Origin of the sequence: Nocardia albiluteola, from assembly GCF_018860155.1 — a bacterium.
Classification (GTDB): Bacteria; Actinomycetota; Actinomycetes; order Mycobacteriales; family Mycobacteriaceae; genus Nocardia; species Nocardia albiluteola.
The window spans coordinates 684,258-707,017 of the sequence record NZ_JAHKNI010000002.1 but is presented as its reverse complement, the minus strand read 5'-3'; the positions used below and the strand labels follow the sequence as shown (position 1 = coordinate 707,017).

The window sequence follows — 22,760 nt, the reverse complement described above, 5'->3', positions numbered from 1 at the left end:
CCCAGGCCAGCTGCACGAGCACCACGCCGCGACCCGATCGGTCGAGGGCCGGGTGCATTTCGCGGGCGACCACACCAGCCTCGAGCCCGCCTGGATCGAGGGCGTGTTGGAGAGCGCCGTACACTACGCACCTCGCTCGAGGTGCACCGGCGCTGAATGCCCGGCTCGCCGGCTCGGTGATGACGACCGCGGGCGCGAATCACGGCCGATACCGGCGCGGGCGAGCCCGAGGACTACCGTTGGCCCATGCCCGAGGGTGACACGGTATTCCGCACCGCCGCCCGGCTGCGGGCGGCGTTGGCCGGGAAGACGCTGACCCGCAGCGATTTTCGGGTGCCGCGATATGCAACGCTGGACCTGAGCGGGCAGCCCGTGGAGAGCGTGGGCAGTTACGGCAAACACCTGTTCGTCCGCACCCCCGCGCTCAGCATCCACACCCATCTGAAGATGGAGGGTGAGTGGCGGGTGCACGCGCCGGGCGAGCGGTGGCGCAAGCCCGGGTTCACCGCGCGACTGGTCCTGGCCACCGACGACGCCGAGGCCGTCGGGTTCTCCCTCGGCACGGTCGAGGTGCTGCCGATCGAGCAGGAGCACACCGCCGTCGACCACCTCGGCCCGGATCTGCTCGGGCCGAATTGGGATGCCGCCGAGGCGGTGCGGCGCCTGGCCGCGGATCCGGACCGGCCGATCGCGCTGGCGCTGCTCGATCAGACCACGCTGGCCGGAATCGGCAACATCTTCCGCAGCGAGGTCTGCTTCATCGAGCGGGTGGACCCGCGCGTTCCGGTCGGGTCCGTCCCTGACCTGCACGCGCTGGTCGATCGCGCGCATACGGTGCTGCATTCCGCCGCGCACAATCCGCCGTGGCGCCCCTTCGTCTATGGCCGGCACCGCCGGCCCTGCCGTCGCTGCGGCACGAATGTGACGCTCACGCTGATCGGCGAGGGGCCGGACCGCGAGCGCGGAATCTACTTCTGCACCGGCTGCCAGGCATGAATCGATGTAATTTGCCACTCAATAGCTAACATCGCGCCCCTCGCGAACGACTCCTCCTGCGAGGGCAGTTCACGACGCGCAGGAAGCAGGCAGATGACTACGGTGACGACCACCATGCGCCGGTTCCCGCGCATAGCCCGGCAACTGCTGAACGCGCTGGTTGCCGCCGCGATCACCGTCGTCCTGAGCTACCTGCTGCTCCACACCTGGTCCGGCCCCGCACCGGCAACACCCCCGCACACCGCCGTCACCAGAACCACCGAACCGGTCACCAGCACCACACCTGCGGCCACACCCGCTTCCGGCGCCTACCACTACTCGACCCGGTAGAGAACCCGGCCGGCGGTTCGGCACCCGTAGTCGCGGTCCGCGCACACCCTTCCGCCACTCGCACCGACCACAACTCGCGTCGATCGGAGCCCGTGTGGATTCGGGCCCGCCGCTGTTGGATCGCCGGACCGCTCAGCCCAGAAGCGAATCCGTTGCGCGGGCGGCCAGCCCGAAGTCCGCTGTGGTGGTCGGACGCCCGCGATACAACGACAGGATCCTCCGCCGCATCGGGTGCGGTGCAGCGCCCGCATCAGTCGAGCGGGACCGGCTCCAGGATCTCCGGGCGCGGCTCCGGGGCGGCGACCCGCAGGGCGTCGGCCGAAATGTCGTCAGGCTGTGTCTGCGAGTGGATTTCGGCGTCGACGCGGGCGTTGTAGGTGGCGACCTCCCAGTCGGCCTGCTCGGTGCTCCAGCCCAGGATCGGCGCGATCAGCCGCGCGACCTCGTCCGAACAGCCCGCGCCGCGGTGCGAATATTCGATGGAGATGCGGGTGCGGCGGGCCAGGACGTCGTCGAGGTGCAGGGCACCCTCGGCCGCGACCGCGTAGACCGCCTCCACCCGCAGATAGGTGGGGGCGGCGGTGATCGGTTGCAGCAGTTCGGGTTTGCCCGCGGCCAGGTCGAGCACGTCGGTGACCAGCGAGCCGTACCGGTTGAGCAGATGTTCGATCCGGTACGGATGCACGCCGTAGCTCTGCGCCAGCTGCTGGGCCTGATTGAGCAGGGCGAAGTAGCCGTCCGCACCCAGCAGCGGCACCTTCTCGGTGATCGAGGGCGACACCCGCTGCGGGATGTCCTGCGCCGCGGCGTCGACCGCGTCGTAGGCCATCACCCGGTAGGTGGTGTACTTGCCGCCCGCGATGGCCACCAGGCCCGGCGCGATCCGCGTGACGGCATGCTCGCGCGAGAGCTTGGAGGTCTCGTCGCTCTCACCCGCGAGCAGCGGGCGCAGCCCGGCGTAGACGCCCTGGATGTCGTCGTGGGTGAGCGGGGTGACCAGCACCTGGTTCACCCGCTCCAGCAGGTAGGCGATGTCAGCCTTGGTCGCGGCGGGATGGGCCAGATCCAGGTTCCAGTCGGTGTCGGTGGTGCCGATGATCCAGTGGCTCGAGCCCCAGGGGATCACGAACAGCACCGAGGTCGGCGTCCGCAGGATCAGTGCGGTGTCGCTGGCGATGCGGTCGCGCGGGACGACCACGTGCACGCCCTTGGACGCGCGCACGTGGAAGCGGCCGCGCTGGCGCGAGAGCGCCTGGATCTCGTCGGTCCACACCCCGGTCGCATTGATCACCACGTGGCCGCGGACGTCGGTGGTGCGCCCGTCCTCGCTGTCGCGCACGCTCACCCCGACGACCCGATCGGCCTCGCGCACGAACCCCACGACCTGGGTGGAGGTGCGGATGACCGCGCCGTAGTGTGCGGCCGTGCGGGCCACGGTCATGGTGTGGCGGGCGTCGTCCACGACGGTGTCGTAATAGGTGACCCCGCCGACGAGTGCGGTGCGGCGCAGCCCCGGCGCCAGTCGCAGCGCGGCCGACCTGGTCAGATGATGTTGGCCCGGTACCGATTTCGCGCCACCCATGCCGTCGTACAGCACCAGGCCCGAGGCGACATAGGGCCGCTCCCACACCCGATGGGTGAGCGGGTAGAGAAACCGCAGCGGCTTGACCAGATGCGGCGCAAGGGTTTTCAGGCTCAGCTCGCGCTCGCGCAGGGCCTCGCGCACCAGCCCGAAATCGAGCTGCTCGAGATACCGCAGGCCGCCGTGGAACATCTTCGACGAGCGGCTCGAGGTCCCCGAGGCCAGATCGCGCGCCTCGACGAGGGCGACCTCCAGCCCCCGGGTCGCCGCGTCCAGGGCGATGCCCGCACCGACCACGCCGCCGCCGATGACCACGACGTCGAAATGATCCCGCCCGAGCCGCTCCCAGGCCGCGGCCCGCTGCTCCGGGCTCAGATCACCGGACGGCTGGGACTGCACTCGCGATTGCTCCGTCATCCTCGACTCCTCCGGCCGGCTCTGAACCGCTCGTTGGTGACGCTGATAAATAGCTAGCAGCCACAGTAATGCACCGCCCTAACATCGGCGAGATAAACGACCCGCCGAACGACTCCCCCGTGCGGCAGGGCCACCGAGCGCCCCGACGACCGAATGGATCGGTCCTGCCCTCGAGAGCACCCGGCGGCCCAGCGCGGACCCGAGCCCGCCGCGAACGCTACGAATCGACGATCGCGCTACAAAAGTCGACCGAGCATTACACCCGCACGGAAAACGCTACGGGACACGGCGAGTTCGGACAACGGCAATATCGTCCGGTGCGGACGGAAAGCGGCTGCTGCAGTGCGCTATTCACCGACCGCCCGGGCGAGCCGGTCGACGGCTTCCCGCAGCACGGGCCCGTCGGAGGTCGTGAAGCACAGGCGCATCGACTGACCGTAGTCCTCGCCGACGGCGAATGCCGAGCCGGGGACGTAGGCGACACCGTGATCGACTGCGCGCGGCAGCAATTCGGTGGTGCGGGTGCCATCGGTGAAGTCGGCCCACACGAACATTCCGCCCGCGGCCTCGGTGCTGACCACCCGATGCCCGAGGCGCTCCCGCAGGGCGCCCACCAGGGCCCCGGCCCGTTCGCCGTAGCTGCGGCGCACCTTGTCCACGTGTGCGGCAAGCCAATCCGTGTCGGCGAGCAACTCGGCGGTGATCTGCTGGGTCAGCGCCGAGCCGCACAGGTCCGCACCCTGCTTGAGCAGTTCCACGCCGCGGCAGACCACGCCGGGCGCGACCATCCAGCCTGCGCGCAGCGACGGGGCCAGGATCTTCGAGGCGCTGGAGAGCCGAATCACGTTGGGTGAGTAAGTCGCAACGGGATCGGGCGACGGGCGGTCGAACCACAGCTCGCCGTAAGGGTCGTCCTCGAGCACCCAGAAGCCGTACCGGTCGGCGAGCTCGGCCAGCTCCCGGCGGCGCGCCGGACTCATCGTCACCCCACGCGGGTTGTGAAAGTTGCTGACCGTATGCACGACCGCCGGACGCTCGCCGCGATCGAGCAGTTCGCGCAGCACCTCGACACGCATCCCCTCGGCATCCAAGGGCACCGCCACGATTCGCGCGCCCGCAGCCCGGAACACCTGCAGCGCACCCACATACGCCGGATCCTCGACCACGACCAGCGCGCCCGGATCCAGCAACACCTCACCCAGCAGCGACAGCGCCTGTTGCGAGCCGTGGGTGACGAAGACCTCCTCGACCGGCACCGTGCGGCCCAGCCTCGCCGACTCGCGCGCGGCCAGCACCTCGCGCAACGGACCCCAGCCGGCGGACTGCGTGTACTGCAGCCGCGAGCGATCCGCGAGCGCCGCCTCGGCCGCCAACGCGATCCGGTCGCGCGGCATCAGCTGCTCGTCGGGCAGGCCACCGGCCAGGCCGATGACGTCCGGGCGCTCGGTCAACTTCAGCAGGTCGCGAATCGCCGAGCTCTGCAGACCGTCGAGACGGTGCGACAACGAGGGAACGATCGACGACATGGACACCTCCGGGAGCAGGCACGAATAACCCACCATCGCACAGGTTAACCAGGATCTGAAATTACTATCCCATATTATGAGACGATCCCGCGGACGCTACTTGTGCTGCGGGCTCGCCACCAGGAACTTGCCGTCGACGTTCTGGACATCGATCAGACCCGTGTAATCGATGCCCGGCTTGCTGGGCTGATGTTCGGTGATGGTCACGTTGTAGGTGGTCGGCGTCAGCTGGGTGATGTTCAGGCAGTACGTGGTTCCGGCGGGATAGCTGTCGATGACGTCCTGGCTGACATCGAGCTTGCCGGGCACCGCGAAGCTCTTCGCCTTCACGGCGCTGCGGTCGGTGTAGAAGGCGTGCTCGAAGCCGAGAATCGCGCCCGACCCGCTGGCGGTGTTCCCTGGACCGTTGCCGGTGGTCGTGGTCCCGTTGGAGTAGTTCTGGCAGCTCAGTGCGCTCGGCGCCGAGCTCGGCGGATTCTGCGCGGTCGGCGTCGGATTGCCGCCCTTGCGCGTGAGGAGCACCGCCACGACCGCGATCACCGCGATGACCAGCACGACTGCGATCACGCCACCGATCAGCACACCGCGTCCGCGACCGCCCCGATCGGACGACGGCGCCGCCGTGCGCGCCGGGCCGAACTGTTCGGCCAGATCGTCGTCGTCCCACAGCGAACCGCCGGGCGACCCCTTCGCGGCCTGGGCGGGCTCCCGGGGCGCCTGCAGTTTCTTGGCCAGATCGTCGTCGTCCCACAGGGAGCGAGGAGTCTCGCGCGGGCCGGTGGACTGTCCGGCGACCGGTCGCGGCCCGGTCGGCGGGCGCTGCGAGACCTGCTGATGCCCCTGGGAGGCCTGTCCGTGCGGCTGCTGGCCGGGCGCCTGCGGTGTGGCGCCCTGCTGCCACCACGTCCCCTGATCCGAGCCCTGCTGCCCCTGATCGGTGTACCGCACCGTCTCGGGCGCGGGGGCGCGCCGGGGGTCGGGCGCCGGGGCGCGCACCGTCTCGCGCGAACCCGTCGAATCCGGGGCGCGGTACTGCGCGGGCGGGGCCGGAGTCGCCGGTGCATCCGCGGGCTGCCACCCGACGCTGGGGCGATCCTGACCGTCGGCGGGCTGCCAGCCCACGCTCGGGCGGTCCGGGGCATCGGCGGGCTGCCATCCGACGCTCGGACGATCCGACGCATCCGCCGGCTGCCAGCCGACCGGCCCGCTCTCCCCGGTCGGCGGACCGAATGCGTCCACCGGCGGACCGAATTCGGACACCGGCGGACCGAAGTCCGATCCGCCGTGCGAGGGCGCAGCCTCTCCGGATTCGTCGTGGTTCGCATCGTCCATGGAGGCCATCACCCAATCCTTCCCCATGACACACGCGTGGGGCGGTCTCCAACGACCGCCCCACGCGTCGAATCAGCCTGTGCCGACGGCATCGGGTCCGCCAGCGCCGAATTCGTATCGGTTCCGAATCGACTCAGCCCTGGACCGAACCACTCACCTGGGCGGTGGCGCCGGCGACATTCACCGTCTGCGGGGCGTAGTTCCCCTGAGGCAGCCTACCAACGTGGGCGGCCGCATCGAGCGCGGCGACACCACCCGGCTGCATCCGGATCCAGCCCTCGACCGCCGCCTTGGCGGCATTGGCCTGAGTGGTGTCGACGTAGGTGGTGTTCTTGATGTCGTTGAAGCCGGTCTTGGCCTTCAGGTCATCGATGCCCGTGGTGTGGGTGTAGGTGGTGACCTTGATCCGGTTGGGCTCGATGTACTCGACCGACACACCGGCATCGCCCGTGCCCGTGGGGGTGCGGTAGCCGACGGTGCCGACGTAGCCCTGGGCGTTGTTGAAGTGGTGCGTGTTCGCCACGTAGCCCGGCGCCAGCGGGCCGCCGTCGACGTTCGCGCCGACCTCGGTGTGCGGGCCGGTCATGTGGATGATCGGCGCGGCCGGCGCGGACCGCAGGCTCGGCGAACTCCAGCTCGGTTGCGTCGGCTGCACCGGCTGGGCGGGGCCGGTGCCCATCTGGGCCGGCGAGTTGTTGCCCTGGCCGGGCTGGGAGGCGTCCGGGCCGGCCTGTGGCGGGACGGGCTGGTTCGGGGTCGGGCCCGGCTGCGGCATGATGACCGGCTGGGCGGGACCCTCACCCGGCACCGGCAGCGGCGCCACGCGCGGAGAGGTGACACCCGGCTGCACGGGACCGGCGAGGTTCTGATCCGGTTGCGGCGCACCGGTATTGGGGGTGGTGACACCGGGCTGGGCCTGGGTGACGCCGGGCTGCGTCGTGCTGCCCGGCTTGGCCGGAGCGGGGCTCTGGGTGGTGGGACCGGTGTTGTCGTTGGCGGGCGCGGGCGCCTGTGCGGGCGGCGCGGCGGGGGTGGTGGGCACATCCACCGGCACCGGGGCGGCACCCGCGGGCGCGGCCAGGAGTGTTGCGACGGCGGCGGCGGTGGCCAACGGCAGCGATGTGGTGACCACCGCTCGCTGGACACGATTCGGCTGACGATGTTTCACTGCTCGTTCCCTTTCCCGAGCCCGACCGCCACGCATCGTGTGATGGCGGCCGCTCTCCAGTTGTCCCTCATCGATGCCGGGTCGAACTCACGACCCTGACGGACCGTCAGCGAATTCCGGTCCGGGAAAGGCAAATCCCCCCGCACACGAAACCGACCAACCACCCGCCACTCGCATCTCTGCCGGAAGTGAACCACACGAACAGGATTCAGGCAACACGTATCGAATACTCACCGCCGCATCGATACTCGGCGTTCCGGACGGTTGTGTTCGAGAGTGCGGGCAATCCCGGGTCAGTCCAGCTCGAGCGGCAATTTCACGGCGAGGTTCCGAGGGCCCGCGTGGTGACGCTCCACCCCTCGGCGCACACCGCTACCCGAGGTCGTCGTGCCGCATCAGCTGACGCGCGGCCTCGGTGATCGAACCGGACAGCGACGGGTACACCGAGAAGGTCTGGGCGAGATCGTTGACGGTCAGGTTGTTCTGCACCGCCATCGCGATGGGCAGGATCAGCTCCGAGGCGATGGGTGCGACCACGACGCCGCCGATCACCACGCCGGTGGCCGGGCGGCAGAAGATCTTCACGAAGCCGCGACGCAGCCCCGACATCTTCGCGCGCGGATTGGTGTTCAGCGGCAGCATCACCGTGCGCGCGGGCACCTCGCCGGCGTCGATCGCGGTCTGGCTCACCCCGACCGTGGCGATCTCCGGACGGGTGAACACCGCCGAGGCCACCGTCTTGAGCCGGATGGGCTGCACGCCCTCGCCGAGTGCGTGGTACATCGCGATGCGGCCCTGCATCGCCGCCACCGAGGCCAGCGGCAGCAGGCCCGTGCAGTCGCCCGCGGCGTACACGCCCGACACCGCGGTGCGCGAGACGCGGTCCACGCGCAGGTAGCCGCCCTTGTCCAGTTCGATGCCGACCCGCTCCAGGCCCAGGTTCTGAGTGTTGGGCGTGGCGCCGACCGTGATCAGGGCGTGCGAGGCGGTGACCGTGCGTCCGTCGGACAGCTTGACCACGATGCCATCGGCGGTGCGCTCCACCTTGTCCGCGCGCGCCTTCTTGACCAGTTCCACACCGCGCTCGGCGAGGGCATCCTCGAGCACCAGCGCGGCGTCGGCGTCCTCGCTCGGCATGATGCGATCGCGGCTGGAGAGCACCTTGACCTTCACGCCCAGCTCGGTATAGGCGGAGACGAATTCCGCGCCGGTGACGCCAGAACCGACGACCACCAGGGATTCCGGGAGCTTCTCGAGGTCGTAGAGCTGACGCCAGTTCAGAATGCGCTCACCGTCGGGCTCGGAGCCGGGCAACACGCGCGGGCTCGCGCCGGTCGCGATCAGCACCACCTCGGCCTCGAGCACCCGCTCGCCGCCGTCGTGCAGCTTGGCCCGCACCAGATGTGTGGCCAGGCCGGGGATCTGGTCGATCAGCTCACCGGTGCCGTTGAGGATGTCCACACCCGCGGCCTGCAGCTTGGACCGGATATCGGAGGACTGCGCATGCGCCAGCGCCTTCACCCGGGAGTTGACCTCGGACAGCCGCACCTGCGCCTGGGCCTGATGCAGGGTGATGCCCAGATCCCGGGCCCGGCGCAGGTCGGTGCGCACACCCGTGGAGGCGATGAAGGTCTTGGACGGCACACAGTCCCACAGCACGCACGCACCGCCGACACCGTCGCTGTCGATCACGGTGACCGACGCGCCGTGCTGGGCGGCCACCAGCGCGGCCTCGTACCCGGCCGGGCCGCCGCCGATGATTGCGATGCGGGTCATGGATACCTCCGCTGTCATGCAGTCGAACCGGGATCTCCGGTACTGGCAAAGCCTAACGGTGCCGGATTGCCGTGATGAATCGCGTCGGACCCGATTGTCCAGGGCGCGCGCGGGCGGTGAAGCGGCATTCCGCCGAGTGTTGCGCATCTAATGGGCGGGATGGGGGTGAGTCCGCGCGGTCATTCGATACTCTTGCCTGGTGCCGATATACGCCGCCTACGGATCCAATATGGATCCGGAGCAGATGCTCAAGCGCTGTCCGCACTCCCCCGTGTATGGAACCGGTTGGTTGGAAGGCTGGCGCCTGACCTTCGCCGGAGACGACATCGGCTGGGAGGGACCGCTGGCGACGGTGGTCGAGGATCCCGGAGCCCGGGTGTTCGTCGTGCTGTATGACGTGCCCGACGAGGACGAGGTGAGCCTGGACCGCTGGGAGGGCTCGGATTTCGGCATCCACAAGAAGATCCGGCTGCGCGTGACCCCGGGTTCGGGTACCGGTACCCAGCCGGTGCTGGCCTGGCTGTACGTGCTGGACGCCTACGAGGGCGGGCTGCCCTCGGCCCGGTACATCGGCGTCATCGCCGACGCCGCCGAAAAGGCCGGAGCCCCAGCCGAATACGTGCACGCCCTGCGTACCCGCAACTCCCGCAACGTCGGACCTGGCGCGGGATAGAACGGCGGCCGCACCTCCAGGGATGCGGCCGCCTGACACTCGGACTAGCGCGCGTTCAGGACCAGGTTCGTCATGACGCGCACGCCCGTCGCGAGGGCGCGCTCGTCGATGTCGAAGGTCGGCTGGTGCAGGTCGAGCTGATCGCCCCGGCCCGGCCACACGCCCAGGCGCGCCATCGCGCCCGGCACCTCTTCCAGGTACCAGGAGAAGTCCTCGCCGCCGCCGGACTGCGGGGTGTCGGCCAGCGCGTCGGGGCCCAGGAGCCGGATCGCATCCTCGAACATGCGGGTGGCGTGCTCGTCGTTGACCACCGGGGGCACGCCGCGCTTGTAGTTGAGCTGATACCGCACGCCGGTCGGCGCGAGCAGACCCTCGACGATCTCGCGCACCAGCGGCTCCAGCATCGACCAGGTGGCATGGTCGCCGGTGCGGATCGTGCCGGTGAGCATCCCGGTCTGCGGAATCGCGTTGGGCGCCTTGCCCGCCGACACCGCACCCCACACCATGACGGTGCCGGTGCGCGGATCGATCCGGCGGGTCAGCAGGCCGGGCAGACCGGTGATGACGGTGCCGATGGCGTACACCAGATCGCTGGTCAGATGCGGGCGCGAGGTGTGCCCGCCCGGCGAATCCAGCACCAGCTCCACGGTATCGGCGGCCGAGGTGATGGCGCCCACCCGCACGCCGACCCGGCCGACCTCGAGCCGCGGGTCGCAGTGCAGCGCGAACATCCGCGACACGTCCTCCATCGCGCCCGCGGCGACCATGTCGATGGCGCCGCCGGGCATGACCTCCTCGGCGTGCTGGAACACCAGCCGCACGCCGACCGGCAGATCAGGCACCTGCGCCAGCGCGGAGGCCGTGCCGAGCAGCACGGCGGTGTGCGCGTCGTGCCCGCAGGCGTGTGCCACGCCCGGGACGTTCGAGGCGAACTCGAGGCCGGTGAACTCCTGCAGCGGCAGCGCGTCCATGTCCGCGCGCAGCCCGATGCGCGGGCCCTCGGGACCGATGTCACAGATCAGGCCGGTGCCGGTGGGGAGCTTGCGCGGTTGCAGCCCGGCCTTGACCAGCCAGGTCTCGACGAATTCCGTCGTCGCGAACTCGATGCGGGACAGCTCGGGGTTGGCGTGCAGGTGGCGCCGCCAGCTGATGAGGTCGTCCGAATTCTCGCGAAGCCACGCCTCCACAGCCTTACGCCCGGTATCCGCCGCCTCCGGCGACGGCTCACCCGCGGCGTCCTCCGTGGAAGACGCCGGGACCCGGCCCTGTGCACTCACCGAAATTCCTCCTGTCGCTGAACGCTGCGTTCCAACAACCGTTCCCTCTGTAATTGATCGCCCGCGATCTGTATTGCGGTACGAGCCAATGCCGTCGCGCCGTCGATCACCGCCAGATCCGCCGACGCGGTAATGCATGCCGCGGCGAATTCCGGCTGATGAGTGACCGCTCCCGCGGCATCGATGCCGATAACCGGGTGGATGCCCGGAATGGCATTGGTGACGTTACCCATATCGGTGCTGCCCAGCGGCCGAACCGCCTCCAGCTCCGGGGACAGCGGCACTCGCCCGATGCCCTGGATTTGCTCCCGGTAGGCAGACAGTACCGCCGAATCCGGCGTGAGCTCGGTATACGTGGGCGCAAGCGTCCGGATGTCGTGGGTGGTGCCGGTCGCCAGTGCTCCAGCCTCGAAACAAGCCGATGCGCGTTGCATCAGATCGCCGAGGGATGCGGAGTCGGCTGCCCGTAGGTAATACAGCAGTTCCGCGTGGTCGGGCACGATATTGGGGGCTACGCCGCCGGAGTTGACTATACCGTGCAGCTGCTGTCCGGGAGCGAGATGCTGACGCAGCAATCCTAGGGCAACCTGCGCGACGGTGACCGCATCGCCCGCGTTACGGCCCTGCTCGGGGGCGGCGCTGGCGTGCGCCGCGCGGCCGCGGTAGGTGATGGACAGATCGGCCAGCGCCAGCGAGCGGGCGCCGACGATGTCGAACGGGCCGGGATGGACCATCATCGCCATCCCAACCCCGTCGAATACGCCGCGCTCGAGCATGAGCACCTTGCCTCCGCCGCTCTCCTCGGCTGGTGTGCCGAACACCTTCACCGTGATCCCGCACGCATCGGCCACCTCGGCTAGGCCCAGTCCGGCGCCCACCGCCGCGGCGGCGATGATGTTGTGCCCGCAGGCGTGGCCTATCTCTGGCAACGCGTCGTATTCGGCGCAGATTCCCACCACGAGCTCACCGCTGCCGTAGGTCGCCACGAACGCGGTGTCCAGACCCGCGATGCCCGCCTCGATCGCGAAGCCGCGCGCCCGCAGCGGCGCCAGGGCCTTGGCGGCGCTGCGGGTCTCGGCGAAGGCGAGTTCGGGCTCGGCGTGAATCGAGTGCGACAGATCGATCAGTTCCGCGGCGGCCGCGGTGATTCCCGCGTCGGCGGCGGCGGTCAGCGCCGGGGCCGCCGCCCGGACGGACTCCCCTGTCGGCGGACCCGCGAGATCCGGCTGTCGGTCGTCGCCGTTGCTGGACATGGCACCTAGTCTGGCACCAACCACCGGAAACGGTGAGAAGGGCGGCGGGCGATCAGGGGGCGAACGCGAGATTCTCCGGCGTTGTCTCCACCGCCAGGCCCGCCAGCGCCCGGCCGTGCAGGGCGCGCTTGATGACCGGCAGGTTCGGCTTGCGGTTGGCCGCCAGCGCGGCGGCCCGCTCCACCGCGGTGCCCAGCAACGCGTCCGCGTCCGCCTTCGCGTCGACGATGCCGGCGGCGATCGCGTCGTTCGCGGCGTAGCGGCGGCCGGTGGTCATCGCCTCGACCGCCACCTGATTCGTCAGGCGCTCGGTGACCAGCGCGTTCATCGCGACCGTGAAGGGCATGCCCAGATGCACCTCCGGCAGGCACCAGTAGCCGCGGTCCGCGCGCATGACCCGGAAGTCGTGCGAGGTGGCCAGCATGGCACCCGCCCCGAAGGCGTGGCCGTTCACCGCGGCGACGGTCGCCATGGGGAAGGTCAGCAGGCGGCTGTACATGCTGTGCACCCGGTCCAGGTACCAGCAGTTCCTGTCGAAGTTGCCGAACAGCCAGTCGGTGTCCAGGCCGTTGCTGTAGAACTTGCCCGTCGAGACGGTTACCAGCGCGGCCGGGCCCTGGCTGGCCTCGGCCTCGTCCAGCAGGGCGTGGAAGGTGTCGATCCAGTCGGGGTGGAAGCGGTTCTCGGTGTCGGTCTGACCCTCGTTGCCGAGGTAGAGGACGAATACGTCCCCGTCACGTTCCAAATGCGGCATAGCCCGAGGATAAGTTACCGACGGGTCGGTACCGGGACGCGCATCAGATCCCGCGCGATCACCAGCTCTCCGTCGAAGTATTTCGCGGCCTCGAGCCGGTGTCCCTCCAGGTCGGCGTAGCGCTGGGAGAAGTGCGTCAGCACCAGGGTGCGCACGCCCGCGGCCTGCGCCGCCCGGGCGGCCTCGGCCGCGGTGAGGTGGCCGTAGTCCCGGGCCAGCCCGGCATCGCGGTCCAGGAAGGTCGCCTCGATCACCAGCATGTCCGCGTCCTGCGCCAATTCCTCTACGCCGCCGCACATGCGGGTATCCATCACGAAGGCGAAGCGCTGGCCGCGGCGCACGGTGGAGACGTCGTCGAGGGTGATGGTCCGGCCTCCAGCGACCAGCGCGCCCTCGCGTTGCAGGCGGCCGATATCCGGGCCGGCGATGCCGAATTCGGCGAGCCTGCGCGGCAGCATCCGGCGGCCGTCCGGTTCGACGATCCGGTAGCCGAAGGTATCGATGCGGTGATCGAGCCGCACCGCCTCGAGCTCGAACGGCATGCCGGGCAGCGGAATCGGGCCCGGGGCCGCGACCGGCCCCTCCCGCAGGCCCGGAAACCACGGCACCACGTCGCGAAGGCGAAGGTAGAACTCGCGGCCCGACTCCGGGAAGCACACGTCGACCGGGTGCGCGACCTGATCCAGATTCAGCCTGGCGAGCACCCCGGGCAGGCCGAGACAGTGATCGCCGTGGAAGTGGGTCAGGCAGATCCGGGTGACGGAATTGGCGGCGACGCCCGCGAAAGACATCTGCCGCTGGGTGCCCTCACCGGGATCGAACAGCACCCCCTCCGAATCCCAGCGCAGCAGATAGCCGTTGTGGTTGCGCTCGCGGGTGGGCACCTGGCTCGCCGTTCCCAGCACGACGAGCTCTCGCGCCGCATTCACCTGTCGCTCCCGCGCGCGACCGATCGACGCCGGGCGGCCGGGCGCGCGCCGGGGTGGAGCGCCCGCACGATGCGGACCGAGCCGGACATCCCTGCCCGGACGACGCGCTCCGTGCACCGTAGCGCGGGTGTCGATCTCATTGTTCTCCCCCGCATTCCGGTAGTGCTTTCGCCCGCGGTCCATCCGGGCCAGCGCGACGGTACCAGGCCGGGGCGACGCGAACCGGCCTGCGACACCGCACGGGCGCTCGGCCGCGCGGTGTCGCAGGCGGGCACGGGCGCGCGGCGGGGCTATGTCGCAGGCCGGGCACGGGCGCGCGGCGGGGCTATGTCGCAGGCCGGGCACGGGCGCGCGGCCGGGCCGTGCCACAGGCCGGACACGCGGCCGGGCGGCGTCGCAGGCCGGACACGCGGCCGGGCGGCGTCGCAGGCCGGACACACGGCCGGGCGGCGTCGCAGGCCGGACACACGGCCGGGCGGCGTCGCAGGCCGGACACACGGCCGGGCGGCGTCGGAGGCCGGACACGCGGCCGGGCGGGCCGTGCCGCAAGCCGGGCACGGGCGCTCGGCCGGGCCCGGCCGCAAGCCGGGCAGAGTCGCAGGTCGGGCACGGGTGCTCGGCCTGGCCCATGCCGCAGGCCGGGCGTGGGTGCTCGGCCTGGCCCATGTCGTAGGCCGGGCGAGGGTGCTCGGCCGGAGCGTGTCGCAGGCCCGGCACGGACGCTCGGCCGGGCCGTGTCGTAAGCCGTGCACAGGCGCTAGGCCGGCCGTGTCGTAAGCCGTGCACGGGGTCGGCCGGGCGCGCGGGACGGGCGCGGGCGCACTATCGTTGGCCGCATGCTTGCCGAACAGGCCGCCGCGGCGATCGCCGAACGTACGGGAGTTGCACGCCACCGGATCGCGGTGGTGCTCGGCTCGGGCTGGCAGGAGGCGGCCGCCGAGATCGGCAATCCGGTGGCGACGGTGCCGATGGCCGAGCTGCCGGGCTTCGACACGCCGACCGCCCAGGGGCATCTGGGCACTGTGCACTCGGTGCCGGTGGACGATTCGCCCGTATTGCTGATGATGGGCCGTCAGCATCTCTACGAGGGTCATGAGCCGGCGCAGGTGGTGCATGGAGTGCGCACCGCCGTCGCGGCCGGCGCGGACACCGTGGTGCTGACCAACGCGGCCGGAGGGATCCGTCCCGGCCTGCGCGTCGGTGAGCCGGTGCTGATCGGCGATCACATCAATCTGACCGGGCGCACCCCGCTCACCGGCGCGACCTTCGTCGACCTGGTCGACGCGTGGGATCCCGAACTGCGCGCGCTCGCGCGGGAAGTCGACCCGGCGCTGACCGAGGGCGTCTACGCGGGCCTGACCGGACCGCAGTACGAGACGCCCGCCGAGATCCGCATGCTCGGCGTCATGGGGGCAGATCTGGTCGGCATGTCCACGGTCCTCGAGGCGATCGCCTGCCGCGCCCTGGGCGCCCGGGTGCTGGGCATCTCGCTGGTCACGAACCTGGCCGCCGGGGTCACCGGCGCCCACCTCTCGCACGCGGAGGTACTCGCCGAGGGACACGCGGCCGCACCGCGGCTGGGCAAGCTGCTGCGCGGTGTGCTGGAACGCATCTGACGCGACGCGCGTCCGGTTCGCCAGGTCGTCCGGACCGGCCGCGTTCTCATCGGAGCGAGACGTCGGAACTCCGCGGGTGCGGATCTCCGGCTGGGATGCGACCACCGGAAGCTGTTCTCGTCGAAGGGAGATACCGATGCTGCGATTCGGGACAGCCGGTCTGCGGGGTCCGCTGCGGGACGGTCCGGACGGGATGAACGTGGAGACGGTGTCGCGGGCGACCGCGGGGCTGGCCGAATGGCTGCGGGGACGTTGCCTGGGCGGGGGGCTGGTGATCGTCGGGCGCGACGCCCGGCACGGCTCGGTGGATTTCGCCGACGCCGCGGCGGAAGTGCTTGCCGCGGCCGGATTCTCGGTGCTGCCGCTGCCGCGCCCGCTGCCGACACCCGTCGTCGCGTTCGCCGTGCGCGAGCTGGGCGCGGTGGCCGGGGTGCAGATCACCGCCTCGCACAATCCCGCCACCGATAACGGATACAAGGTGTACCTCGACGGCGGATCGCAGCTGATCCCGCCCGCCGACGCCGAGATCGAGAAGTGCATCGAGGCTGTGCGCGAACCGATTCCGCGCGCCGATCCCCTGCCCACCGCGCCCGCTCCGAGCGCGCTCGCGCTGCCCGCCGATGCCTCCGTGGACGATCTCGGCGAGGAGATCGTGCGCCGGTACCTCGCCCGCGTCGCCTCGCTTCCCGAGCGTCTGGGCGGTCGGGAGGCGACCGTGCGGCGCAACGATCTCAGGATCGCGCTCACCGCGATGCACGGTGTCGGCGGCGAGCTCGCCGTGGCGGCGCTGGCCGCGGCCGGATTCGGGGACGTGCACGTGGTGAGCGAGCAGTTCGCGCCGGATCCGGACTTTCCGACGGTCGCGTTCCCGAATCCGGAGGAACCCGGGGCGTCGGATCTGCTGCTGGCGCTGGCCGAGCGGACCGGGGCCGACCTGGCGATCGCGCTGGACCCCGATGCCGACCGGTGCGCGCTGGGCGTGCGCGGCCCGCATGGCTGGCGGATGCTGCGCGGCGACGAGACCGGCACGCTGCTGGGCGATTTCGTGCTGCGCGGCGCGCCCGCGAACGCGCTGGCGGCCACGACGATCGTCTCGTCGCGGCTGCTGAGCAAGCTGGCCCCGGCGCGCGGCGCCCGCTACGCGGAAACCCTCACCGGCTTCAAATGGCTTGCGCGAGCGGGCGATGGGCTCGTGTACGCGTACGAGGAGGCGATCGGCCACTGCGTCGACCCGGCCGCGGTGCGGGACAAGGACGGCATCTCCGCGGCCGTCGCGGCCGCCGAGCTCGTCGCCCGGCTGCGCGCGCAGGGCCGGGGCCCGCTGGACCTGCTCGACGACTATGCCCTCGAATTCGGCCTGCACGCGGGCGATCAGGTCGCGCTGCGGCTGGCGGATCAGGCCGCCGCCGCGGCCGTGGTCGCGCGGCTGCGACAGACCCCGCCGGAGAGCATCGCCGGTGAGCCGGTCACCTGCACCGATATGGGGCAGGTGCGCGGCGCGATGCGCACGGACGCACTGATCTTCGAGGGGGCCGCACAGCGGATCGTGGTCCGCCCCTCGGGCACCGAGCCGAAGCTCAAGTGCTATCTGGAAGTGGTGGAACAGGTTTCGTCACGGGAGGCGCTGTCCGAGGCGAAACGAATTGCCGCACAGCGCTTATCGGAGCTCCGCAAGTATTTCGAGAACCTCTGAGCTGCCGCTGTGCCTCCCGACGCACGGCTGCGGGACGCAGCCCGTATCGCCACGTGGCGGCCCGCCTGTCCATCCGGACCGGACACCTCGGGGCGGGAACGCTCAGCGCGGCCCGAACTGGCGATCGCCCGCGTCCCCCAGACCCGGGACGATGTAGGCGTCCGCATTCAGTCCGGCATCCACGGCCGCGGTAACCAGGCGCACCGGCAGCCCCGACCGTTCCAGCGCGGCCACTCCCTCGGGCGCGGCGACGACACAGACCGCGGTGATGTCGGTGGCCTCGCGCGCGGCCAGCAGCTCCAGCGTGTGCCGCATCGAGCCGCCCGTGGCCAGCATCGGGTCCAGCACGAAAACCGGTAGCCCGGCGAGGCTTTCGGGCAGCGACTCCATGTACGGGACCGGCTGGTGGGTCTGCTCGTCGCGGGCGATGCCGACGAATCCCACGCGCGATTCGGGGATCAGCTCGCTGGCCGCGTCCACCATGCCCAGCCCGGCCCGCAGCACCGGCACCAGCAGCGGCGGGTGCGCCAGCCGCGCGCCCTGGGTGATCGCGACCGGCGTGGTGACCTCGAACGTCGCCAGCGGCGCCTCCCGCAGTGCCTCGTAGATCAGGATTCCGGTGAGATCGCGCAGGGCGCCGCGGAACGCCGGGTTGGGCGTGCGCGCGTCGCGCATGGTCGTCAGCAGGGCGGCGGCGAGCGGATGGTCTACGATGTGCGTTCGCATGAGGGAACGATAAGGTCTGTAGGGGTTCGTAATCCGCACCCGCGGATGATTTTCTCGTCCGAGGGGTGGAACCGTACTCGCGGTGCCTGCGTCAAAGTACTCGGATGACGTAATCTGCCAGCAGACGAGCACGATGGGGGAAGTGATGACCAAGATCTCGGTCGACACCGAGGGCGTCGGCGCCTACAGCGCGACGGCCGGCGGCCTGGCCGGAGAGCTCGCTTCCGCAGCGGCCGCCGCGGTCGCCGCGGACCCGGTGCTGCTGGGCCCCATCTTCGGCCTCGTCGGCGGCGATTTCGTCACCGCATATTCCGCCGCCCATGCCGGGCACGTCGCCTCGATCAGCCAGCTGTCCGCCGTCATGGGCACGCTCGGCACCGCCGCCGCGGGCGCCGCGGTCAGCTACTCCGAATCCGATGCCGATCGCGTCGCGGCGATGCAGAAGGCGCAGGAGAGGCTGCAGGCATGAGCGAGCGACCGATAGACGCAGCCGTGATCACGCTCATGCCGGAGCCGAGCGCCAGCGAGGTGGAGGCATGAGCGTGATGGGGATTGATCTCGACGCGCTGGCGAAGCCGCTGGTCGATCTGGTGGCCAGCTTCGGTACCGGGGTGCTGCCGAATGGCGGCCCGTCCGATGCGCTGCGGCAGACCTCCAACACGATGGACGGCATCCACAAGGCCGGCAGTTCCGGCATCAACCAGATGACCAACGCCTGGAACGGCGGTGCCGGCGATGCCGCCATGGACAAGGCGATGCAGGTGCAGACGTCCACGGCCACTATCTCCGATCGCGGCAACAGCATGGCCGACGTGGTCACCCAGGCCGCCTCCACGGTGCAGACCGGGCAGCAGAAGCTGGCCGGCATCCTGAAGGACTTCGTGCACCAGGTGAACGTGCTCGGTCCCGCCGCCACCACCCCGATGGGTCTGACGACGGTGGTCGGCACCGCGATCGACCACTTCGGCCAGGCGGTCGGCGTGGTCGGGCAGGTGCGCTCGGATCTGGATACGCACACTTCCGCGATGACCCAGCTCACCCCCGCACCGTCGACCCCGTCCACGGTCGGCACCCCGGTGAATACCGCCTCGCTGGTCTCCCAGCTCGGCAGCGGCGTCGACACGGCCTCCTCGCTGTTGAGCGGGGTCGCCTCCAGCGGCGGCTCGGCCCTCACCTCGCTGGCGAGCAACGGCTCGAAGTCGGCGACCCAGGTGGCAGCGGCCTCGAATACCAGCGACAAGCCCGGTAAGCACGGCGGCGTCATGATCACCCTGCCCGACGGCACCCAGGTCGAGGCGCCCAACCAGAAGGCCGCCACGGCGGTCAAGTCGGCGATCAAGTGCCTCGGCACGCCCTACGTCTGGGGCGGCAACACCCCGGGCCAGGGGCTGGATTGCAGCGGGCTGACGAAATACGCCTACGGCCAGGCCGGGGTCGATCTGCCGCGCCTGGCGTGCGATCAGAGCCAGGGCGCGACGAAGATCAACGCGGGCGATGTGGAGCCCGGCGATCTGGCCATCTGGGACGGCCACGTCGCGATGGTCGTCGGCAACGGAAAGATGATCGAGGCCGGCGATCCGGTCCAGATAGATCCGATAAGGACTACCAACATGGATATGAACTTCCACGGCTTCTACAGGCCCACCCATGACTGATCCCAAGCAGCAGCAGATACCGAACGTCACGGTTGCCGCCAGCACGAACCGCTCGGGCACCATCAGCGTGCGGGCCACCGACCAGGGCATGCCGGTCGAGATCAAGTTCGAGCGCAGCGAGTATCGCTACGGCGCACAGGCCCTGGCCGCGGAGATCCTGCGCCTGACCAAGCGCTCGGCGATCGTGGCCAAGGCCCGTCGGCGCGAGGTGCTGGCCGAATCCGGGATGCCGGTCGAGATCCTGGACAAGCTCGGCCTGCCCACCCGCCAGGCCGCGGTGGACGAACTGGACCGCATGGACGACGAGGACACCGGACCCACTAGCTGGATGAGGCCAGTATGAGCGCAGAAATGGACGCCCTGGTCGCGGCGGCGACCGACAAGCTCGAGGCGCTCGAGGCGGCGCTGTACGGGCTCGGGCAGGTACGCGGGCGGTTCACCACCGAGGACGGCCAGGTGAGCGTCGAGGTCGACAGCAACGGCGCCCTGGTCGGGCTGCGGCTGGCCGAGTCGATCACCTCGCGCACGCCCGCCGAGGTGAGCCAGGCCATCATCTGGGCCTGCACCCAGGCGGCCCAGGACGCGGGTGCACAGCGTTCGGAGGTGGTGTCGAACCTGAATTCCACCTTCACTGGCGCGGAGCCTGGAACTGTTGGGGGGCGGGCCGAATAGTGCCGCACGCGGCGGCTCGATAGGCTCACGGTCATGGCTTCTGGAGACATCGTCCCGATCGAGCTCGGCCTGACCGATGGCGATCTCGTCACCCTGTGGGCACCGCGCTGGCGCGACGGTGACGACGAGTGGGAGGCATTCCTCGGGCACGAGGACGCGCTGTACGGCTTCGACTCCGTCGCGGAGCTGGCCGCCTTCATCCGGACCAACGACGACAACGACCTCGTCGACCATCCGGCATGGAAGGTCGTGGCCGGGTTGTCCGCGGCCGAACTGGAGCCGGAGGAAGAGCACATCTTCGATCTGGTCGGGGTGCCGGAGTTGGCGGCGGGCGATCCGGATCCGGACTCGGTCGGCGAGCTCGAGGAGACGCTCGACATGGCCCGCACCATCGGCGAGGTGTGCGAGCTCGAGGTGGTGACCAAGTTCTTCGGCTCGCACCCCGTGCTGGGTGCGCTGCCCGCGGGGGTCAGCGCCTTCTACGGGCGCGAGGGCCAGGAGCTGTGGAGCCAGATCGGGGCGGCCATCGTCAAGGACTGGGACAAGGTCGTCGACGCGATCGATTCGGTCGTGAAGTCCCCGGCCGTCGATGCCGACGCGGTCGCCCTCGCGGAGGCCGAACTGCTTGCGGCGGAAGAGAACATCGTCGATGCCGAGGACGCGGCGGAGACCGATGACGACGACGAGATCGAACAGGTCGACCTCGACGAGGACGACGAGGAAGACGCCGAGGACGAGACGTTCTGGCACGGCGTCGGCATCGACCCGATCCGCATCGTCACCTCCGAGGGCGAGTTCTACACGCTGCGTTGTTATCTCGACGACGAGCCGGTATTCCTGGGCAGTGGCGGCACGATCACCGTGTTCTCCTCCGAGCGCGCCCTGGCGCGCTACCTGGCCGACGACCACGATCACGATCTCGCCGCCGTGAGCACCTACGACGAGGTACACACCGCGGCGATGGACGGCTCGCTCGAGATCGAGGTCTCCGACGAGAACGTCTACGTGCTGCCGGGCCTGGCCGACGACCTGGCCCAGGGCCCGAAGGCGGTCGACATCGACCAGCTGGATCTGGCCTTCGAACTGTTCACCGACGCCGCCGATTACGCCGACGACGACACCGTCGAGCAGGCGCTGGCCAAGTCCACCCCGCTCGGCTGGTACGTCTCCTATCTGCTCGAGCCGGACCCGAGTCGGCTGGCGCCCAGCCCACCGTTCGCGGCCGAGGCCGAGGCCTGGCGCACCCTCGAGCAAAATTTCGAGACCCGCCTGCAGAAGGGGTAGCAACCGCACCCGGTCGCCGCACCGGATCACCCCGGACGCGGCGGCCGGATCGGATCACCGGCGCAGCGCGGTGTCCGCACGATCCGGCGCATCGTCGGCGCCGGGCCGCTGCACATCGGATTTGGTGACGGCGAGGTAGGCGACCAGCGCGAGAATCGCCAGGCCGAGCACCGCGACGACGGGACCGTCGCCGAGGCCCAGGCCGCTGGTGTCGGCCGGCTTGCCGAGCCAGTCGGCGACCGAGGCCCCCAGCGGCCGGGTGATGACGTAGGCGCCCCAGAAGCACAGGATCGGATTCCAGCCGAGCCAGCGGTAGCCGGCGGCGGGGACGAGGATGCCGGCCGCGAAGACCGCCGCGGAGGCCGCGTATCCCCAATGCAGTGTGTAGGCGGTGAAGTCGCCGAGCGCGGTGCCCATGGCGAAGGTGGCCATGACCGCGGCCCAGTAGAACAGTTCGCGCCGGGTGGTGTTCACCTCGTGGATCGACAGGGTGCGCTCGGTGCGATACCAGAGGAAGAACACCGCCACCAGGACCACCGCGTAGAACAGGGTGGAAACGGGGTATGGGACGCCGAGCACGACGTGCATCACGTCGGCGGCCATAGTGCCGAAGACGCCGACCATGACCACCGCGAGCCAGTACGCCCACGCGTTGTAGCGGCCCAGACGCAGCTGCAGGATCAGCGCCGCGAGGAAGGCCACGAAGCCGAGCACGACCGCGATCTGCGGGTCGATGGTGGTGACCAGGAAGTCGGAGGTGGATTCGCCCATCGCCGTGGACAATCCCTTGATGATCCAGAACGCGGCGGCGACTTCGGGAACACGCAGCGCGCCGATTCGGGTCAGCGCGGAAGAGGGCGAATTCGGACTGCCGGATGCGGAATTCAACGAGCAACCTTTGCGGTAGTGAAGGACGGATACGGATACCGGCTACCGGCACGGCCCCGAATCCGGGCACAGGACATCGACAGTGTTCCCGGCCGGCGCTGAGAGCACGCTGAGATTCCGTCGTGATTCATGCCATTGACAACTGTTGCGTAGGGCCCGATTCGGTGTAGCCTTGGACAGATGCCCAAGGCGCTTGCCCAAGGGGATTCTCCG

General features: G+C 70.2%; 21 protein-coding genes. 10 read left to right on the top strand and 11 right to left on the bottom strand.

Annotated elements, in window-relative coordinates; translation table 11 throughout:
• Positions 1 to 246 precede the first annotated feature (246 nt).
• Positions 247 to 996 carry a DNA-formamidopyrimidine glycosylase family protein gene (locus KO481_RS09105; protein WP_215916527.1) on the top strand — a complete coding sequence of 250 codons (750 nt, stop codon included), beginning with the start codon at positions 247 to 249 and terminating at the stop codon, positions 994 to 996.
• A 93-nt stretch (positions 997 to 1,089) separates the two neighbouring features.
• Positions 1,090 to 1,326: a hypothetical protein gene (locus KO481_RS09100; RefSeq protein ID WP_215916526.1), complete on the top strand. Its 237-nt coding sequence runs from the start codon at positions 1,090 to 1,092 to the stop codon at positions 1,324 to 1,326.
• A 250-nt stretch (positions 1,327 to 1,576) separates the two neighbouring features.
• Here KO481_RS09100 and glpD read toward each other — a convergent pair whose 3' ends face one another.
• The 5 genes from glpD to KO481_RS09075 form a co-directional block, all read right to left on the bottom strand.
• Positions 1,577 to 3,325, bottom strand: a complete 1,749-nt coding sequence (gene glpD, locus KO481_RS09095) for a glycerol-3-phosphate dehydrogenase (protein WP_215916525.1) — start codon at positions 3,323 to 3,325, stop codon at positions 1,577 to 1,579.
• A 347-nt stretch (positions 3,326 to 3,672) separates the two neighbouring features.
• A complete protein-coding gene (locus KO481_RS09090) occupies positions 3,673 to 4,851 on the bottom strand; it encodes an aminotransferase-like domain-containing protein (RefSeq protein ID WP_215916524.1) in 1,179 nt (392 codons plus the stop codon).
• 96 nt (positions 4,852 to 4,947) lie between these two features.
• The gene (locus KO481_RS09085; RefSeq protein ID WP_215916523.1) at positions 4,948 to 6,192 is read right to left on the bottom strand and encodes a DUF8176 domain-containing protein; all 1,245 of its coding nucleotides are present in this window, start codon (positions 6,190 to 6,192) and stop codon (positions 4,948 to 4,950) included.
• 124 nt (positions 6,193 to 6,316) lie between these two features.
• Complete coding sequence (locus KO481_RS09080) at positions 6,317 to 7,351, bottom strand: hypothetical protein (protein WP_308166441.1); 1,035 nt, start codon at positions 7,349 to 7,351, stop codon at positions 6,317 to 6,319.
• 372 nt (positions 7,352 to 7,723) lie between these two features.
• Positions 7,724 to 9,127: an NAD(P)H-quinone dehydrogenase gene (locus KO481_RS09075; RefSeq protein WP_215916522.1), complete on the bottom strand. Its 1,404-nt coding sequence runs from the start codon at positions 9,125 to 9,127 to the stop codon at positions 7,724 to 7,726.
• Between the two features lie 199 nt (positions 9,128 to 9,326).
• Between KO481_RS09075 and KO481_RS09070 the strand changes: the two genes are divergently transcribed.
• Positions 9,327 to 9,800, top strand: a complete 474-nt coding sequence (locus KO481_RS09070) for a gamma-glutamylcyclotransferase family protein (protein ID WP_215916521.1) — start codon at positions 9,327 to 9,329, stop codon at positions 9,798 to 9,800.
• A 44-nt stretch (positions 9,801 to 9,844) separates the two neighbouring features.
• Here KO481_RS09070 and KO481_RS09065 read toward each other — a convergent pair whose 3' ends face one another.
• From KO481_RS09065 to KO481_RS09050, 4 genes are all read right to left on the bottom strand, one after another.
• Complete coding sequence (locus tag KO481_RS09065) at positions 9,845 to 10,987, bottom strand: M20 family metallopeptidase (protein ID WP_215916713.1); 1,143 nt, start codon at positions 10,985 to 10,987, stop codon at positions 9,845 to 9,847.
• An 86-nt stretch (positions 10,988 to 11,073) separates the two neighbouring features.
• Positions 11,074 to 12,249 (bottom strand): M20 family metallopeptidase, encoded by a 1,176-nt coding sequence (locus KO481_RS09060; RefSeq protein WP_245400694.1) that lies wholly within the window; start codon positions 12,247 to 12,249, stop codon positions 11,074 to 11,076.
• Between the two features lie 133 nt (positions 12,250 to 12,382).
• Complete coding sequence (locus KO481_RS09055; RefSeq protein WP_215916519.1) at positions 12,383 to 13,084, bottom strand: enoyl-CoA hydratase-related protein; 702 nt, start codon at positions 13,082 to 13,084, stop codon at positions 12,383 to 12,385.
• 14 nt (positions 13,085 to 13,098) lie between these two features.
• Positions 13,099 to 14,013 carry a ribonuclease Z gene (locus KO481_RS09050; RefSeq protein ID WP_308166440.1) on the bottom strand — a complete coding sequence of 305 codons (915 nt, stop codon included), beginning with the start codon at positions 14,011 to 14,013 and terminating at the stop codon, positions 13,099 to 13,101.
• Positions 14,014 to 14,849: 836 nt separating this feature from the next.
• On the opposite strand from KO481_RS09050, the gene KO481_RS09045 reads away from it, so the two are divergent.
• A complete protein-coding gene (locus tag KO481_RS09045; protein ID WP_215916517.1) occupies positions 14,850 to 15,629 on the top strand; it encodes a purine-nucleoside phosphorylase in 780 nt (259 codons plus the stop codon).
• Positions 15,630 to 15,765: 136 nt separating this feature from the next.
• Positions 15,766 to 17,322: a phospho-sugar mutase gene (locus KO481_RS09040; protein ID WP_215916516.1), complete on the top strand. Its 1,557-nt coding sequence runs from the start codon at positions 15,766 to 15,768 to the stop codon at positions 17,320 to 17,322.
• Positions 17,323 to 17,424: 102 nt separating this feature from the next.
• On the opposite strand, the gene upp is transcribed toward KO481_RS09040, so the two are convergent.
• Positions 17,425 to 18,048: a uracil phosphoribosyltransferase gene (gene upp, locus KO481_RS09035; protein ID WP_215916515.1), complete on the bottom strand. Its 624-nt coding sequence runs from the start codon at positions 18,046 to 18,048 to the stop codon at positions 17,425 to 17,427.
• A 145-nt stretch (positions 18,049 to 18,193) separates the two neighbouring features.
• Between upp and KO481_RS09030 the strand changes: the two genes are divergently transcribed.
• The 5 genes from KO481_RS09030 (at position 18,194) to KO481_RS09010 (ending at position 21,659) form a co-directional block, all read left to right on the top strand.
• Positions 18,194 to 18,517, top strand: a complete 324-nt coding sequence (locus tag KO481_RS09030) for a DUF2563 family protein (protein ID WP_215916712.1) — start codon at positions 18,194 to 18,196, stop codon at positions 18,515 to 18,517.
• A 67-nt stretch (positions 18,518 to 18,584) separates the two neighbouring features.
• Positions 18,585 to 19,703 carry a bifunctional WXG100 family type VII secretion target/C40 family peptidase gene (locus KO481_RS09025; protein ID WP_215916514.1) on the top strand — a complete coding sequence of 373 codons (1,119 nt, stop codon included), beginning with the start codon at positions 18,585 to 18,587 and terminating at the stop codon, positions 19,701 to 19,703.
• Entirely contained in the window at positions 19,696 to 20,046 is a 351-nt protein-coding gene (locus KO481_RS09020; protein WP_215916513.1) for a hypothetical protein, read from the top strand. Before KO481_RS09025 ends, KO481_RS09020 begins: the two co-directional genes overlap by 8 nt.
• Positions 20,043 to 20,375, top strand: a complete 333-nt coding sequence (locus KO481_RS09015; RefSeq protein ID WP_215916512.1) for a YbaB/EbfC family nucleoid-associated protein — start codon at positions 20,043 to 20,045, stop codon at positions 20,373 to 20,375. The genes KO481_RS09020 and KO481_RS09015 overlap by 4 nt, the downstream gene beginning before the upstream one ends.
• Positions 20,376 to 20,408: 33 nt before the next feature.
• Positions 20,409 to 21,659 (top strand): SatS C-terminal domain-containing protein, encoded by a 1,251-nt coding sequence (locus KO481_RS09010; RefSeq protein WP_215916511.1) that lies wholly within the window; start codon positions 20,409 to 20,411, stop codon positions 21,657 to 21,659.
• Positions 21,660 to 21,713: 54 nt separating this feature from the next.
• On the opposite strand, the gene KO481_RS09005 is transcribed toward KO481_RS09010, so the two are convergent.
• A complete protein-coding gene (locus KO481_RS09005) occupies positions 21,714 to 22,547 on the bottom strand; it encodes a COG4705 family protein (RefSeq protein ID WP_245400559.1) in 834 nt (277 codons plus the stop codon).
• Between the last annotated feature and the right edge of the window lie 213 nt (positions 22,548 to 22,760).